This is a genomic window from Marinobacterium sp. xm-g-48, assembly GCF_013282925.1.
Lineage (GTDB): Bacteria > Pseudomonadota > Gammaproteobacteria > Pseudomonadales > Balneatricaceae > Marinobacterium_E.
This window is the reverse complement of sequence record NZ_WBYQ01000004.1, coordinates 194,556-214,014: the sequence shown is the minus strand read 5'-3', so window position 1 is coordinate 214,014 and position 19,459 is coordinate 194,556. Positions and strand designations below refer to the sequence as shown.

Here is a 19,459-nt window from a genome sequence, read left to right as displayed (position 1 = left end):
GTAATACCGGTACGGGGCTGAGTGTCTCTAACCCGATCTCTATCGATACCCTGGGTCCTGTCGCAGAGCTTAGCTCTAGCGTGCTCTACAACGGTAACCGTCTGATCACCATCGATTTTGGTGAGCAGGTCACTGACTTCGATGTGAACGACATTGTCGTGACTAACGGCATTAAAGTGACCAGTGGCTTTACTGAAGTTCAAGCCGGTCAGGTCTACACCCTGGAAGTCGCTCCCACCGCGGCAGCACAGGATAACCCTACCGGCGATGTGACTGTCACGCTGCGCAAAGGCACGATGACCGATAGCCTGGGTAACCTCAATGCAGAGCAGTCGATTGCGCGTCCTTGGGATATCCGTGCGCCTGAAATTACTCGTATCAATGCCGAGAGTGGTTCCTACACTGCCGGCGATACCATCGCGATTGCCGTCACATATGACGAAGTGGTGAACGTTGATGCCGTCAACGGCACACCCTTCCTTGCCCTAAACAACGGCCAGGTGGCTGAGTACGTTCGCGGAAGTGAGTCCAACACACTGGTGTTTGAGTACACCGTGGTACAGAACGATCAGGTCGATGCGCTGAATGTGCAGGCACTGGTTAAAGACGGTGCCAACATTACCGACAATGCGGGTAACGACGCAAAAACATACATCACGCCGGGTGCCAACCTCTCGAACCATGCAGTGGTTGAAATTGATGGCGTTGCGCCAACGATTGTCACCATCTCTGCGGTTGAAGATGCACTTTACTTGGCGGGTGATAGCGTAGAACTGACCGTTCAGTTCAGCGAAAACGTCTACATCGACTTTACCAACGGTTCACCGATCCTTGCACTGAGCAACGGTGCGGTTGCTGAGTATGTGGATGGCGATGGTTCAAGCTTCCTGAACTTCCGCTACACCGTTCAGCCAAATGACTTTGATACAACCGATCTGGATGTACATGCTCTGATCACTAACGGATCGGTGTTCAGGGACATCTCCGGCAACGAAGCCAATATGGCGATCCTGAGTGATAACAGCCGATTGGCGTACCGCTCGGATGTGGTGGTTGATGCAGCGACACCTTACATCAAAACCATCTCTGCCAATGCCGGTCACTACAACGAAGGCGAGATCATCGATATCGCCCTGGGTTGGAACAAGCCGGTTGAGATGAACGATGCGCTGGGTACCCCAGAGCTGAAACTAAGCAATGGCGAAATCGCCACCTACAACGCCGCAGCCTCTACACCAACACGCCTAGTCTTCAGCTATGCCGTTCAAGCGACTGATTTTGAGTCGGACGCACTGGCGATTGCTGAACTGCGCACCAACTACGCCACCTTCAACGGCGTTGTTGCTGGTGAATCTGCGGATCTGACCCTGCCAAATGGCGGTGCGATTGCGCAGGCTGAGGGTGGGATCTTTATCGATCTGACGCTACCAGAAGTAGAGTCTATCAGCGTTCTCGACGAGAACGGTTCCGCAGATCTGAGTGCAGGCGAAGCTGCAACGCTGACAATTACGTTCAACGGTGCAGTGAAAGAGCTGCGCCCAGAGTTCTTCAATGTAGAAAACGGTTCAATCGGCGAGTTTGAAACAACTGACAACGTCACTTGGACTGCCGTATTCACGCCACTCAAAGATACTCAAGCCGGTGAACAATCTCTCAGCTTGAATCTCAATCTGGTCTCAGACCTAGCCGGTAACTTCGGCGAAGGCGATTCGCCAGCGGCTAGCTACACCTTGGATAGCGCTTACCCAACCGTGACCATCCGCTCGGATGCGGACGGCATCGTTAATGGCGATGTGCGCATGGTGGTGAACTTCTCTGAATCGGTACAGGATTTTGACCTGACTAAACTGTCAGTCGAAGGCGGTACCATTGATCAGTTAAGCCTGGAGACCCCCGATAACTCGGGTCGTCCTGAAGGCGAATACAGCTTTGTTGTGACCCCCGATCGCAATAGCACGCAGCCGATTAAAGTGCGCGTGATGGATGGCGTTGTCACTGATGAGGCCGGCAACCCCAACAAAGCGTCGGATGTTCTGCTACAGCCAGTCGATACGGTAAAAGCCAAGATCGAAGGTATCCATGCAGAGGCCGGTGCCTATGCGGTGGGTGATACCGTTCAGTTGACCGTGAAGTTTACTGAAGAAGTGGCACTCGAGGACCGTCCGGACGATCCGGATAGCCCGCGTCTGCCGACCCTTTTCCTCAATAATGGTGAGCTCGCGACGTATGTCTCAGGTTCAGGTTCTGATGAGTGGGTGTTCGAATACACCTACAGCGCAGACCACGCGGAAGGTCACCCACTGCAGGTGATCACCTTCCTTGAGAATGACAAACTGGTGGTGGATGAGGCCGGTAATCGCGCTAACACCATCTTAGGTTCGAATAACCGTCTGCAGGAATCGGTAGTCGTAGATGGTACCGAGCCCGTGGTACTGGGCTTTAGCTCAGTCGAAGCGACCTACAACAGCACCGAAGCGTCTGAAAATGGCATGTACAACATCGGTGATGTGATCTGGATTAAATTGACCGCTTCAGAGTGGCTCAATGTGGATACCACCGAAGGGCGTCCAACGTTACTGCTCGAAAACGGCGGCACCGCGACCTACGTATCGGGTACCGGTTCGAACACACTGCTGTTCCGCTACGACGTGCAGGATGATGATCTGTCGACAGACTCATTGACGGTTGCGTCGGTCAGCTTCAATGACGGGCTAATTACTGATGCTGCGGGCAACGCACTGGTCGCCGATAGCTTCAACAATGCGATTGTTGCAGGCCATGTGAAACCTCAGGTTGAAGTGGATACCGATGCACCGATTGTTGAGACGGTTAGCATTGTTGAGACAGTAGCTATTAACGATACTGGCGCCACTGTTGACGCAACCAACGACGGTTACTACAGCGCCGGCACCACCATCGCCTTCGAAGTGAAATTTGATGATGTGATCAATGTCGATACCTCTGAAGCGATCGATGGCAGTCCAGTACTGGCACTGAGCAACGGTCAGCTCGCCACCTATGTGGAGGGCGATGGCACCGATACGCTGCGCTTTGAGTACACCGTATCCGCAGACGATATCAATACCACCGATCTTGAAGTCCTGGGTCTTGCCGAGCAGGGCGCCGTACTCACCGATGATGCAGGTAACCCTGCACTCGTTGAGATGGTCACTGACCGTCGCAACTACACTACGGCGGTGGTGGATACCCATGGCCCAGAGTCTGTAGGTACGAGTGATAGCTTTACCGAAAACGCGGATGGTGAGGACATTGTTCGCACCCTCGAGACGCTCAGCTACACCTTCGAATTTAACGAGATGATGGATCTGCTGCTGGCCACTGTTGCGGGCGTTGATCCAAGCATTGATCCAGCGGATACCGCCACCATTGAGCAGATCGTGGCGGACAATCAGGCGGAGATCCTGAGCTACTTCAGTGTCACCCTCGAAGAGGTTGATCCTGCTATTCACGTGCGTGTGGATGGCGATGGCGATCTGCTGTCAGACGTAAATGACGGTCTAGTGGCGACTAACTTCCGCTTCGAGAGCAACGAAGATGGCACGCTGGATCTGACCAAGTTTACTGTCGATGTGACAACCCCAGACCGTACTTATGCCGATCTGCATGTAGGACTCAATACCGAGAAGTTCGTCGACTTCGCACAGAACGAGCCGATGGATGCGACCATTGTGGCGACTCAGCGCGTGGATACTCAGTCATTCGATCTGACTGCGATTCCTGTGGCGGGTCTATTCATAACCGATACTTCAACCGTACGAGTATTGGATGCCAATGGCGAAGAACTCGTCGCTCAGGTCATCCTGAATCCAGAAACCGGACAAGCCTCGGTTCGGGTGTCACCGAATGAAGCCTACCCAGGTGGCTACCGTGGTCCAGTGTTAGTGGAAGTTATTGATAGCGATCCTGACGCAGACTACATAGACGAATTCACTGGTCAGGGCGTCTCGCTGGCGAAAGAGGGTGAAACCGTTGCTATGCGCGCGATGTTCAACATCGTTGAGCCAGGCGAAGTGACTGTAACCGTATCACCGGTTACTGAGCTAGCTGTGAAAAAACTGCAAGAGACCATGGCCTCCGAGAGTGTTAGCACTTTTGATGTGGCCAAGGTAAATGAATATAACAGTGGTATCGGCCGAATCTTTGGCATAGACGATATCGTTAAAACTGCGGCGACCGTGGTTAACTCAGCGACTGTTGAAGCTCAGACCGGTGTTGATGTCACGGACTTTAATGCTACTGACGGTATTGATGCGTCTGAGAAGTACGGCCAGGTGCTGGCGATGCTGTCTGCGCGTGACAGCGCCACAGGTTCACTCACCAACACGATCACTGACCTTGCGGCTGACATTAAAGTTGCCAGCCTGGGCAAGAGCACCGCGATTGCAATTACACAGTCCGGCGCTGACAAACTGGCGGATACGCTCAAGTCGATTGAGACTGCAGCGGTTACTGCAGATCCTGAAGTTGTTGATCAGAGCGTAGAGCTTAATGATTCAGGCGTTAACACGGGCCTTATCGATGTCTCCTACATCGAGTCCGCAGCGGGTAACAGCTACGGTATTAACCTCGATGAAGCGAAAGAGACGCGCGTGCCCGTTAAAGGCGCAGCTGAAGGTGATACCGTGTTTGTTCAGTGGGGTGTTAACACCGCGACTGGCGAACCGAATCTAATCGAATACGTTGTCACAGCTGACGACGTCGCAGAAGATGGAGCAGTTACTGTTCCTGTCAGTATCGATGCTATTGCGCTGCAGATGGACTCGAAAGAGGTACCCATCCGCACGGCAGTGATCAAACCGGATGCGGTTGATATCGAGGGTAACCCGGTTACAGCGCCGAGTGAATCTGACTTCACGGCACCGGTATTGTTACAGGTCGATATCATTCCACCTGAAACGACGGTTGAGGCTCCAACTGCCGAGACTCCATTTGAGGTGTCCGGTGCCATTGAGGGTCTTAACGCGGGTGATGACTTCTTCATCCTGATCAACAACAGTGCTGACGAGCGCTTCAAGTACAAGGTCGAAAGCACATTCTTGGGCGATGAAGATGCCGAGCTCCCAGCGGGCTTGAGCCTTGAGAACATCGTCTACGACGAGATCGGCGATACTTGGGCGTTTGACTGGTCGTTTGACCTGACTCAGGCGATCTCCGTCGCTGAATTGGCTGCTGCTGAAGCGGACCCAGATTACACGCCGGTACCTACTTTCTCTGAAGAGAGCGAGACAGCGGTCTTCCAGGTCGATGCAGCAACTTCAGACTTGGTGGGTAACGCCGCCGAAGATAATTCACGCAACGAGTTCATCATCGGTACCGCGAGCGATCTAGTTGATAGCGACACCGAAGTCACCTTTATGGATCAGGTGCTCGATCGCCTGACTGAGCGCTATGAAGATGAGGCAGTCGATACGCGCTCTGAAATTCAGACCATTGCGAATGCCGTTAACAATCTGGAGGCGATTGCCGCTTTTGATGCGGCGGCTCTTTCAGGCAGTTTAGTAGCCGAACGCCAGAGTTTAGTGCTATCCGCAGACGGTTCCGTTGCTCCTGGTCAGTTTGCGCTGAACCTTGGCGGTGACGCCGTTGACGTTGATCTGTCAGGTGTCGCGAACCCAAGCGTATTGGACATTGTCGATGCGATCCGTGCTGAGTCCGGTTACGCCGATAAGAACTACACCGTCGCGCTGAGCGCTGATGGTAATAGCGTTGAAATTAGCTACAAAGCCTTTGGCCCACAGCCAGAGTCGAGTGCTATTTCAACACTGACTGAGACACTTTCTGCCGCTCCGATCGATTCAACCATCGATGTGGCCGGTGATATCGCTAATTTTGCGGTTCAAAGCATTGCGGTGGACGGTGCCGCTGTCGAAAACGGCTTTGCCGTTTCCCCAGGACAAATCCGTCTATCGTTTGGTGGTGTCAACCTTGATCTGACCGCTGCTGAAGGCGATCTGATTACTGATCTACTGGCCGATGCGCAAGCCGCTCCGGCGTATGCAGACCTGCCATTTACCCTAGCGGTTAATGATGCCGGTGATAGTTTGGTAGGCACATGGAAGCAGGTCGGTACGATCAGCGACACCCTGTCCCTGAACCGTGACTATGAACAGACCACTGAGACCTCAGTGGACGCGACCAGCAGCACCGATGGTGATGCGGGTATCAGCACGGCAGAGTTGCAGTCACTCGATATCCAGAATGTCGATGACTCTAAACTGCGCGCGATTAACAAAGCACTGGCTGAGAACCTGGCGCAGATTAAATCTGAGCCGAGCATCACCTTTGCTGACCAGACACTGGCTGCCGGTGATGACACTACCGTTACGCTGAGTTTCCCAACTCGTGTGGGACAGGTGCCCGATGATGTCCTGGCCCTGGTGGGTGGTGACCTGAGCACGGAAGGGGTAGAGGGTGCACCGATCTGGAGTACTGTTGACGGTATTAACTGGACAGCCACCTTTACTGCCAGCATTGCGATCAACAACACTTCACTGCGCTACGAGCCGGTGCTCGATGAGGACGGCGTGCAGGTGCTGGATGCCAATGGCGATCCTAAACTGGCGGTGATTCCAACCGTCGATGCCGATGGAAACCCAACCGGTGAGTATGAATCGATCGGTCTCAACGATCTGCGTCAGGTATCACTGGTGGAAGCACTGGTGAACCGTGTGACCGATGCGTCGGATACGGTGAAAGCCTTTGCCAGCGAGCAGGGTGATACCCCTGCGGCATTGCCGTCGGTGCAGGACTTCGCTGATATGTCAGTAGAAGGCGTGGCCGATGACAACCTCAGCGCGGTACAAGATGCCCTGAGCACCGTACGTGATCGCTTTGAGGGCGAGGGTGACCTCTTTACCCAGATCGAAACCGTTGTGGATAGCTACAACGCGGTATTCGATACCGTGTATGCCGAAACAGAACAACCGACCCCTGTCGATCTGATTGAAGATCTAAACAACATTGGTGTTAGTAACCTGAGCAGCGATGCTGCGCGTGCTGAAGACCAGACCACGCTGTTGCAGGGCGCCCTGCGTGAAGTTGCCGCAGCTAAAACAGATATTACTGACGGTGCGACTGCAGCCGAACAACAAGCAGACATGATCAACTCGGTAGCGAAGCTCGAGAGCTTTGTGACTAGCGTTGAGAACGTCCTTGCCCGTGCCAACGGTGAAACCGTGGATGTCGACGGCACAGCTACGCCTGTGGCTGTTAGCGATGCAGACCTGACTGCGCTGGGCTTTGGAGACCTGTTACAGGATGAGTCCGCCAATAGTCGACTGAGCGCCTTGCAGAAAGTCCTGCTGGATCAGTCTGAAGGCGAGGGCAGCGACGCCATCGTTAACTACGCGGATCTGAAAGCGGTTCTTAACACTGCTTCGGATGCCTTCGATGCGATCGTGGGTCTCACTGCAACTGCTCAAGATACAACCCATGCAGATGCCGATGCGCGTGCAGCGGCAGTTACTGCAGCCTTGGCTGAGGTCGATGCCGACAGCTTCCAGAACATGGGTATCGATGGTGTGACCGATGTAAATATCGGGTCGATGACCGGCGATGAGATGGCAGCGGCCGTTAAAGACGCGCTGTCCAATACCCCGAATGACATTGTCAGCCTTGAAGCGATTCAAGCGGTGGTGGATAGCTACAGCGATATTTTGGCAACCGCACAGGATGATGCGGGCACCATTGAGGTGGTCGATCTGACTAACATTGGTGTCACGCTTGAAGCGGGTACCGAAGAGGCCGTGGCGGAACTAGCCAGCGGCATCATTGCGACCTTCGGTACGGCGGATGTGTCAAGCGTCAGCGACGTACAGGCGAAGATCGATGCGATCAACTCGGTGTTTGCGAATACCCTGCGTACGTCTGATACAGACACTGAGAACACTACAGTTGTGTCAAAAGACGAGCTACATACACTTGGCTTTGATGGCGCAACCGATGATAACCTGGATGCGATCCAGCGCGTGCTGAGCGATCAGAGCGATGAGTCTGACGTGAAGTCGTACGCGGATCTGAAACAGTTGATCGACAATGCTGTAAATGCGCATGCCGATATTCTTGCAGCGGCAACAACTGATGATCTGACCGATATCGACACCACCGACTACACCAACATGGGTATCGACGGTGTTAGCGGCGACCTATCTGATGGTGATGACACCAACGACGGTAACCTCGCAGCAATCAACGATGCGTTGATCAATACCGATAACAGCCTCACTACTGCCGAAAGCGTGCAAGAGGTAGTAGACAGCTACAACACCATCCTTGAGACCGCGACCAACGACAGCGGCACCATTGACGTGGCCGATCTGACTAATATCGGTGTCGAGCTAGAAGCTGGCACTGAAGCGGCTGTGGCAGAACTCACCTCTGGCGTGATTGCGAGTCTGGGTTACTCAGAAGTTGATACTGTGGCAGAGACGCAGGACATCGTGGATGCGATCGATGCGGTGTTTGCCAACACGCTGCGCACTTCAGACGATGATGCGACACACACTACGGTTGTCTCTAAAGAGCAGCTGCATACGCTGGGCTTTGTCGGTGCGACCGATGACAACCTGGATGCCATCCAGCGCGTATTGAGCGATCAGACCGATGAGTCTGATGTGAAAGATTACGCAGCCCTAAAACAGCTGATCGACGCTGCGATTGCAGCACACAGTGACATTCTCACTGCTGCATCGACCGATGACCTTACCGGCATTGACGAGGCTGATTATGCGGCAATGGGCATCGATGGGGTTGATACCGACAACCTCAGCTCGATCAACGATGCGCTGATCAATACTACGAATACACTGGATACTGCTGCCTCAATCCAAGAGGTGGTGGATAGCTACAACCACATTCTGGATCTGCGTGCCGATGGCAGCGGTATCACGCTGGATGCGGCTGACTTTACCGACCTGGGTGTGACACTGAAAGCGGATAACGCGAATCAGGCTGAACAGCTAGCTTACCTGCAAGAGATCGTCGCAAGTGATCTGGGAAGCGGTGATATCACGACTGTATCGGGTCTGCAGGCGCTGGCTAACGCTACTTCTGATCTGATCGATCTGATCCAGGGCAACAGCCCCGATAGCGATGGCACTGAGGGTCTGACTATTGAGCAGTGGGCACTCTTGGGTGTGACGGCGGCTGATGCCGAAGAGGTGGCGATGCTGAATGCTCGCTTGGCTCTGACCGCAGATGATCTGTCTGATGTCACTAACCTGGCGACTGATCTTGCGGCACGCGTGGAGGAGTCACGCAATGCACTGGCGAAGATCGAAGCCTACGCGAACGCCGATGGTGCGTCTGATTTTGATGCGGATGGTACCACGTCACCAACAGATACAGACGATATACCGACTGTCCAAGACTACAGCTTTATCGGTGTAGTCGACTATGATGCGGGCAACAGTACGCGCGTTTCCATCGATGCGACGAACATCGCGACCATCAACGAACTCTTTGCCGCAGCCCTTGTGGGTGCTGATGAGGGTGATGACCCAGCCTCAACCCGCACTGAAGTACAGGCAGTCATCGATGGCGCAGCGGATCGCTTAGGCGCGTTTGCGAAGATCGTCGCCTACGCCGAAGCGAATGTGCTAACTCCAGCAGATAGCTCGCTGATCCCAACCGCGGCCGACTTTGCGCTCTGTGGCGCAAGCGGTGTGGCGGATAACAACAACATTCCAGCGCTGCTGACTAAGTTGGCAGCGATGGGTTCTAGCAGCAACGGTCTAGCGGTGGATACCACCCCAGAACTGCAGGCCTTCGTGAAACAGGTGGCGATCGAGAAGATCAAAGCCTGGACCGATACTGATGGCGGCAACGGTGCTGCACCGATCCTGCAGGATTACCTCAACGCGGATCTGGTAAGCTACGACGACAGCGCGATCACTGAAGCGATGGTGCCTGCACTGAACGAACTCTTTGCCGGTAGCCTAACCGCTGCAGGCGATGCCGATGACCAAGCTGAACAGCAGCAGGTTATCGATGGTGCAGCGGCCATGCTCGCCGCGATGGCGAAGATCGCCAACTACGCTGAAGCAGATGGCGCGATCGACCTTGATGGCGATGCCGATACCGGCGATGCCAACGGTTACGATCACCTCACCGTCGCTGACTTTGAAGCGGCGGGTATCAGCGGTGTAGCTGACGGAACTGACCTCTCTGTAGGGACAGGTACGTCTACATCAGCGAGCGGTTACAACAACCTCGAGGCTGTACTGAATAAACTGGCTGACAGCGGTATTAAGTACCTCAATGCTGACACACTTGAAGAGGTGCAGGCATTGGTCGCGAATGTTGCGGCTGAGAAGATCGCTTACTACGCCGATCAAGATGGTCAGTGGCCAGCGGTTAGCGAGAGTTATGCGCTCTACACAGATGTGCGAGCAGATGCTGGTGGCAACGCCTTCTTCATTGATGGCACAGAAGCGCCAACACTGGATCTGAAACCGGGTACTTACACCTTCGATCTGTCACAGGCTTCGATGGCCGGTACCGATCTGGCCTTTAGTATCAACGCTGATGGCTCTGGCGGTCTGCCAGCCGGTGTTACCTTGGTTACCACGGGCACCGCTGGTCAAGCGGGTGCCTCTGCCGTACTGACCGTGCCACAGGGCTATGAAGGTACGCTGCACTACATTGATGCTAACTCAATGGTCACTGGCGGTAGCGCCGTTGCTGAGAAGCTCTACTTTGCTCCTGAGGTGCAGGACTACACCAACGCAGGCCTTGTCGATCCAAACGACAATGCGATCACAGCGCAGCACCTGCCGTTCGTGAACGCGATCTTTGCCAAAGATAGCGTTGGTCACACCGACGATGCACCGAACAACCTGTTCGATGCCGATGACGCCACCAGCCAACAGGCGGCGATCGACGCTTACGGCGCCAATATGCTGTCGCTGATGAAGTTCGTCGACTACATGCTGACCGAAAATGGCGTGGTTAAAGCGGACTTCAGCCTGGCTGACTTCACCAATGCAGGGCTATTGCGTGTCGATGGCAGCAGCATGAGCGGTGTGCTGGATCGTCTGCCGGGTTATGAAGTGTCCGACACCTTGGACCGCGATGCACTGAACTCAGTGGATAAGATCCAAGCGTTTATCTCGCGCGCGATTATCGCTGAGTACAATGATGATCCTGCCAACAATCAGGCGCCAGTGGGTGCAGACTATGTGGCAGCGGGTATCAACGGTGCTGATGACGATAACGCAGCGGCGATGAACTACCAGGTAGCGCAGATAGCTTCCGGTAGCTACAGCGATAGCATCTCTGCGATCGAAGCACTGGTTACACCTGCAAACACCGCCATCAACAAGCTGGCAACCTTCGATCTCGATCATATTGATCCGATCAGCAACGATAGCCAGATCGTTATCGGTCGCAGCCATGACGGCACCAACTTTGTCGCACAGACCCTGACACTGGCGGACTTCGGTGATTACGCCGATCCAAGCAGCGATGCGCAGGCGTCAATCAAAATTACTGCGCTGCCTGCAGCGGGAACGCTTGAGCTTGATGGTACAGTAGTATCTCAAAATGACAGCATCAGTGTGGCTGACATTAACGATGGCAAACTGACTTACACACCAGCGAGTACAAATGCTGCAACCTCACTCGACTTCTCAGTCATTGATGCTGATGGCAACGAGAGCGCTGAAGACTACACCTTGTCGATCGATCGCGAGGACTTCAGTCCTGCAGTCGGTATTGCAAACTCGGGTCTGGTACAAGCAGATACCGGTGTATACAGCGGTGGTCTTTATGTTAACGATGCGCTAACTGGCTTTGAAAGTATGAGCAGCCTGCGTGTGGTGATCACCGCCACAGGTGGCGATGTGAAGATCGGTAACCTGAGTGGGGCTACTCAAATTCAAATTGGCTTCGATTACGCGACAACCGGCGGCGATGAGATCTGTATTGAAGGTACACAGGCACAGATCAATGCGGCACTGAAAACCTTGCAGACCAAGATCACCAGCGGTAACGAGAAGGTCGATATCTCGATTGATGTTCAGCCGGGTGGCATGGTTTACAACCCTGAGAATGACCATTTCTATGAGTACGTCGCGAGCTCAGGTATCACCTGGGATAACGCTAAAGCGGCGGCTGAAGGTCGAACATTCGAGGGTATGACAGGGTATCTGGCCACTCCAACTAGTGCGAATGAAAATGCGTTTATCGCGTCAAAAGTGAGTGCGCAAGCCTGGATTGGCGCCAGTGACGTGGCTAGTGAGGGCGTTTGGAAGTGGATGACCGGTCCTGAGGCTGGGACTCAATTTTGGCAAGGCGCCTCAGGCGGTTCAGCAGTCAATGGCGAGTACGCGAACTGGGCGAGTGGTGAACCGAACGATTCAGGTGGCGAGGACCATGCACACTACCTGAGCAGTGGGATGTGGAACGATTTCCGCTTTAACAATAGCTCAATTCAGGGCTACATGGTTGAATACGGCGGTATGCCAAACGACGTCCCGACCGTTAAAGCAGGTGTTAAAACACTGACCGTTTATGCCACCGAAGCACTCGGCAACGTCTCTATGACCGTTTCAGACTTCGAGCAAGCGGGCGTAACCGGCGTGACGACTGACAATCTAGCCTCTATCAACCAGGTGTTGAGTGGTAAGTCAGCAGCAGACGTAGATACCAACCCAGAGCTGCAGTCTGTGGTGAATGGTGTCATCTCCGCGATCGCGAAGATCGAAGATTTCAATAACGGCGCTAATGGTGTCACAACACTTGATGTGGCTGACTATGAAGCTGCGGGTATCGTGGGCGTTGCAGCCGGCAACAAAGATGCGTTTAACAGCGCTATCCAGGCTCTGAACACGGGTGGCGCGAACACGACCGCTGAAATTCAGGCTGCCGTGGCACAGGTGCGTATTGAAACCTATGCCGATGCGACTGACGCCACTGGCCTGGAAGTACCTACAGTTGCGGATTACCACGCGCTGGGCATCTATGCCGTAGATGCATCTAACCTTGCGTGGGTGAATAGCTTCGCCCTTGATGCAGCATCGGACCTTGCAGACAACACCGCTGAGATCGAGCTACTGGTACAAGAAGCGCTTGAGATGAAACCGTACTTCGATGCGGTCGCTAAGATCAGTGCTTACGCTGACTCTGACGGTAATGGCACGGTACCGACACTTGAAGATTACGTGGCGGCACAAGTTAAGGGTGTCAACGAGTACAACCTCGGCATGGCGAACGCACTCTTTGCTGATAGCGCAGTGGGTACTGGCGACACAACGCTGGCAGGCACTCAGTCTGAGCAGCAGTCGGTGATTAACGCCGCATCCACAGAGCTCTCGTCTTACGCGAAGATTGTCTCTTACGCAGCCAATAATGGTGGCGAAATTCCAACGGCGACTGACTACAGCAATATTGGCCTGGCAGCATTCCCGTCCGAGTATGTGGCTAAACTCAATGCGCTACTTCTCACTCAGCCAATTGGCCGTGCCGAAGTAGATGAGCTGTCTGAGATCGAGGCCTTGGCGTCTCGCATCAAGATTACCGAATACGCTAACGCCAATGGTTTTGCCATTGATGGTACAACCGACCTGGCTGGCGACTTCGTACCTTCTATTACCGATTACGAAAATCTGGGGATTACTCAGATATTCAACGGTACTCAGATGGTCGATATCGATGCCAATAACCTCGAGCAGGTCAACGACGTGATGCGTATGCGCTACGTTGGTGACGGCGCTCGTGTCGATGTGATCGACAACGCTACCGATGCTGCGAGCAACGAAACCAACCTGGCGTACGCAAATACTGTTGATACTGCAGCAGAGATTGAGGATGCCATCCGTCTAGCGATGGGTGAGACGGTCGATTCTGGCAACAGCAGTTTCGGCTTGCGTGCGGCGGCACTCGATAAGATCGCTGCATTCGCAGAAACGGTCAGCAACCTTGCTGATCAAGCGGCTTACGATGCCTATGTGGCTGACAGCGGTAATGCTGCCAGCATTCCATCAGCCGATGACTACAACAATGCCGGTGTACTAGGTATTACCAACAGTACCGCCGAAATCAATGAATCGCTCGCAGCAGCAATTAACACCAAACTCTTTACTGGTGGTGCCAACGGCACGGTGAACACGGTCGTTGAATTGCAGCCGTTTGTCGATTCTGCTAATGAGATCGTCAACAAAATTGGCGCTTGGGCTGAGCCTGACTTGTCTGGAATTATGGGCACGGTTCAGAACTTTATCTCTCTAATACCTGAATTTGAAAACGCAGGCTTTGATACTGTCTCGGGTAATGATATCAATGGTTGGACAACCTATATCGGAGAGGTGAACCTTGGTGTAACTGTTTTGGCAGGTTTTGTGTCACCTGTGGAGTCGAATGTTGGGGCAGATACAACTGCGATAGGTAAAAATGGCACTAACTACCTGACTGATTTGCCTTATGACTGGAACCAAGACGGTCCTGCGACGGTAAGCGTTGTAGATGATCCGGATGCCTCGGGTCGCGGTAATGTCTTGTCAGTAGATACTGGTGTACAGTCCTTGGGTACCAGCTTGGTTAGAAGCGGCTATGTAGGCTCGACACAATACACGACGGGCACGAACGGAAATTATCCTTACGGAATTATTCACGGCCCAGCGATCTACAGTAATGAAGCAATTGAGCTTACTGCAGGTGCGACAATATCGGTAGATTGGAAGGCGACTGCTGCAGGTGATGCCGCGGACGTTTTGGGTTATTTGGTGAACGTTAACGATGGTTCAACTATCAAGCTGCTTGATTACACCAGCCCGAACGATACGACTGAAACATCTTGGCAAACCAAAACTGTTACTGTTCCTGCTGATGCAACTGGTAGCTACAAGTTTGTGTTTGTTGGTGGTTCTTTCGACTACTCTGGAGGCCAAGGCGTAGGCGCAGAATTCCTTATTGATAACATTGATGTTCGTTACATCACCTCACCCTACGAATTTAATGGCCTGGTAAATTCAAACGGTGCAGATGATTGGCAGGCAGCACAGGCGCTATTCGATAAGCTGGCTTACAGTGATAACTCGGATGCACTTGTATATTCATCATCAGTAGATCCAAGCCAGGATAACCCGCTGCAGGTGGGTTGGTATGACATGGGTGATATGGGTGTTGAGCCATCAGTACTCGATCACTTCATAATTCATGCAGCGAACACTACGGGTGATTACAGCAAACTGCCTGCTGATTTCGATATTATGGGTTGGGATAACAACGCTGGTGAATGGGAAGTTATTAAGACCTTCAGCAGTGATCTGACCTCAGCGACGCAAACAACCGTAGGTAGCCTGTCTGCTGCCGAAATACAGCAGATTGTATTGCCCGCACTTAAAGCAAACACGATCTACGACCTGAATGTGGGCGGCGTTACGCTATCGATCACATCAGATACTGATCCGACCGTTGCTGAAATAGCTGCGGCGTTCAATAGCGCGGCGACTTCTGCCTCAGCGGCCTTTACGGTAACTGAGTCAGCGTCTGGAACAGGCTTAGATATCACATGGACAGCAGCAGGTGTCGTTACAGATACCGCACGCTTCATGATGTCTGCTGATAACTACGAAGCTTCAAATGGATCATCACTGACATTTGATGTTTCAGATGTCGACGCCAAGGCTTATACGGGCTTTAAGATCAATGTTCGAGAGGCCTTCGGTGGTGCTGGCATTGAGATGACCGAGCTAGAGTTGAAGGCTGCGGCGATAGACTATGCGGATCTTCCGTCTGGTTCTGAACCCACTTATCAGGACTATAACGCCATCGGCTTCACCGAGGTGGATGCTAATAATGTTGCCGATATCAACGCACTGGTCTTTGCCAAAGAGAGCGCGGCCGATGTGTCTACCTTGCCGCAGATCAAGCCGGTCATTGATACCTACTTGGATGCCATGGGCCGCATTGAGGCTTTCGCGAATGGCGATGGTGCAGCCGACACAGATGGCGATTTCACTGCTGATACAGGTGAAACAGGCGTACCGACCGTAGCGGATTATCAGGCTATTGGTATGCGCTTCGTTGTGAACAGCGATGGCCTCAATGTGCCAATCTCAAACGACAATATAGCAGCCATCAATGAGGTCATCGCTGGTGCGAGCTACGGCGACGATTCTGGCGATACCGCCATCACAACAGCTGCCGAACTGCGTGCCGTATTGAATTCAGGTGCTATTGCTGCTCGCTTAGCTGCGATTGCAAAAATCTCTGAGTTGGCGACGGTTATCCCTAACAGTGTTACCCTCGCAGACGACACGACTACACCAACTGTGGGCAATACTGATACGGTAAATCTGACGCTCACGGGTCCTTATGGGGCAGCCCAAGTTCTGACGGCAACGATGACCTCTGAGAGTGGCTGGGGTGGCATAGCTGCCGAGCTATCGGCAGACCTTGGTGCCAACTCAGGTTTTGTCATCACTGCTGCAGCAACCGGAGGTCTTACGATTACCCGGGCTGACGGCGCAACCTTCAGTGTTGCTGTCAACGACGGTACAGGCGATTGGTCGCTCAGTGACGGTAATTCGAACACGTTGAGTCTGTCCTCAGGCACGGCTGCGGGTATTGTTACGGTCAACGGCGATGGGTCGGCTCCGTCAGTAGCGGACTTCACTGCTGCTGGTGTCACAACTGTAAGCATTGCGAATATTGCTGAAGTTGTTGAATACATAGTTGCTGGTAGTGCTGATAGTGAGTTTGATACATCGAAGGAGATCAGCTCAGTTGTCACTGCACTTGATGCATTAAAACTCATTACTGATTACGCCGAAGCAGACGGCACAGGTACCGCACCAGATGCGAATGACTTCGCCTCTATAGGTGTTTCCAGCTATGACTCTGCCGGTACGGCTAAAACTATTGATGCTAGCAACATTGACGCGATCAGAGAGTTACTCAAAGAGACGTCAGTGGGTACGCAGGGATCGGATACTTATACTCTGACTGACGCAGCCAGCATTCAGTCAATGCTTAATTCTGCATCGATTGTCGCGAGGCTGGATGCCATCGCTAAGATCGCGGCCTATGCCGAGGATAGTATTACTAACGCAATCCCAGATGTGGCGGATTATGCAGCCTTGGGTATTACTTTGGATAGCAATGCGCTTAATTCTGCTAATGCTAGCATTGAAGTAGCGACCGCTGCGACGGCAGATACCTTGGCTGAAATCAGTGCGTTGATGCCGGCAGTCCCCTACATCGGAATGATCGGGAGTTTTGTTGACCCTAGCGAGACCGTAACGTTGAACGTTGGCGACAGCATTGAGTTCGTTGTCATGACTACAACACCGCTTGATCACACTGCAGGTGGTGTTGTGCAAGCAACACTAGACAACGGTGCGACTGTTTTGATGCGTCCCGAATACGACCAAGAATTCGGTAGGACAGCTCTATTTGGCGTTTACACAGTAGCGGTAGGTGATGGCACATCTACTGATCTTGATATTACTGGGTTTAGTGCTGTTAACGGACAATCACTCCCTGTCTCAAGTAATGGCACGCCGTTGGAGCTCGCTATTCCAGCAGGGGTTGCATCTCTTGCAAGCCGATTTGATATCGTTGTAACTGACTACGAGCCACCAAGAATTGAATCGCTCAGTTTCGCTTCAGATACAGGTCTGTTTAATGACGACCTTGTGACTGCAACGGCGTATCAAAGCGACACAACGAACGGCGCGCTCACGGGTAGCTTCAGCCCTGTATTGGACGCTGCGAATAAATTCGTAGCCATAAGTACAGTTTTCGACGGGCAGACGGTTTACGATGCTGACTCGAGTTTTAAGAACTCTCTAAGCGCGTTGGATAATGGAGATGATCAGCTTTTCTCGGATCCGCTGTTAGGGCAGTGGTTGTCCGACAGTAGCAGTTTTCAGATTGTTGTAGACAACGAGAATGCAACTATTGCTGACGGGACATATAGTCTGACATTCAGTGTTGGATCGGGTACGTCTCAAACTCTGTCCTACACTTCTTCTAGTGGCACTGTTGGCGACTTATTGGATGGTCTATTCGTAACCAATAATACGTTGAATACAGTCGGGTTTGAGACTACTCGTGGAAGTAGTGGCTTTAATGTTCAGCGCTTCTCTGGTGAAGACTTTACCGTGAGCCTGTCTCAAGACTTGCTTAATTTGGGGGTTTTGAAACAACGTGAGTTTGTTCAAAACACTGGTGAAGTTGACACACTGATTACTGGTTCAGTCTCGGTAACTAATGGAGCAACGGACTACAATGCGTCATTTACCACAGAGGTCAAACAAGGGGCATTGGCGACTGTGACCCAACATGGCGACGGCAGCAACCCGGAAATTCAAACAGTCAACTTCCAGGTTGACATTGGGGGGGATGGACGACGCCAGTTTACGGGGGACCTTCGTTTTGGTTCCACTATTGTGGAGCTGGCATGGGGATTCAATTCTACAAGCACAGATAGCGATATTGTCTCCGCGTTGCAAGGTTCACTGGATACAGCTTTTGGTGCTAACAATCCAGATCGACCTACGTTGACACTTGGGTCAATAGGGGCTGCTGATTCGAACGGTCATGCTTTGGTTGATATGACATTTACTTGGAATCATAACAGTAATGCAAACGTCGGCTATCAGCTGCTAGTTGACGATGGTAGATCAGAAGTGGTCGTTGAACAGAGCTTTGATTTCACCCTTGATCAAACTGCTGCTAATTCACCAGTTCTTAGTGGTGCGAGTTCAAATGCTTTGACAGCCAGCGAAGGCACAAGTATCGATATTACCGGCGTTGAAACCGGCGAATATCTGTACTTCATTGAGGCGAATGCATATGCAGGGCTCACTGATGTTTCAACAAACTCAGACCAACACATGCAAGACATATTTGCGCTTTCTTCAGAGAAGTGGACGCGTGTTCTAGTGGGTGAAAACGTCACGACAACTGATACGGTAAGCTTTACAGTGGATGGATTAATGGACGGTAGTTATAAGCTAGTTGCGATGGATCTGGCGGGTAATTTCAGTGCTGTATCGTCAGATACATTAACTGTCACTGGAAGCTCCGCTGTGAATACTGACCTTGATGTTGCTATGAACGCCATTACTGACACTAGTGATGGTGACGGCTCAACCGTCGAGCTATTGCTCGATATCAACGAAGCTGTCGCTGGTGATACTGTCGAGATATGGATCGATGGTGTTAAGGTTGACGAGCATGAATTGACAGCAGCAGAAGTGACCGTTGGATCAGCAAGCGTTGCTATTGATGTCGATGCTAACGGCGCTGATACAGGTACATTGAATGATGTTAATGTACAGATTGCAGTTCGACACGGTAGTTTTGATACACAAACTGAAACAGAGGACTCGACTGTTAATTACACTTGGAGTTGATGAGAAAAGACGGAGCTCTCGGATTAAAAGCCCACCTGAAAAGGTGGGCTTTTTTATTTATATCAATGACTTGATGG

At 52.4% G+C, this 19,459-nt stretch carries 1 protein-coding gene; it reads left to right on the top strand.

The annotated features are described in order from the left end of the window. The first annotated feature begins 80 nt into the window (after window positions 1-80). A complete protein-coding gene (locus tag XMG48_RS08590; protein ID WP_217363837.1) occupies window positions 81-19,382 on the top strand; it encodes an Ig-like domain-containing protein in 19,302 nt (6,433 codons plus the stop codon). The last annotated feature ends 77 nt before the right edge of the window (window positions 19,383-19,459 follow it).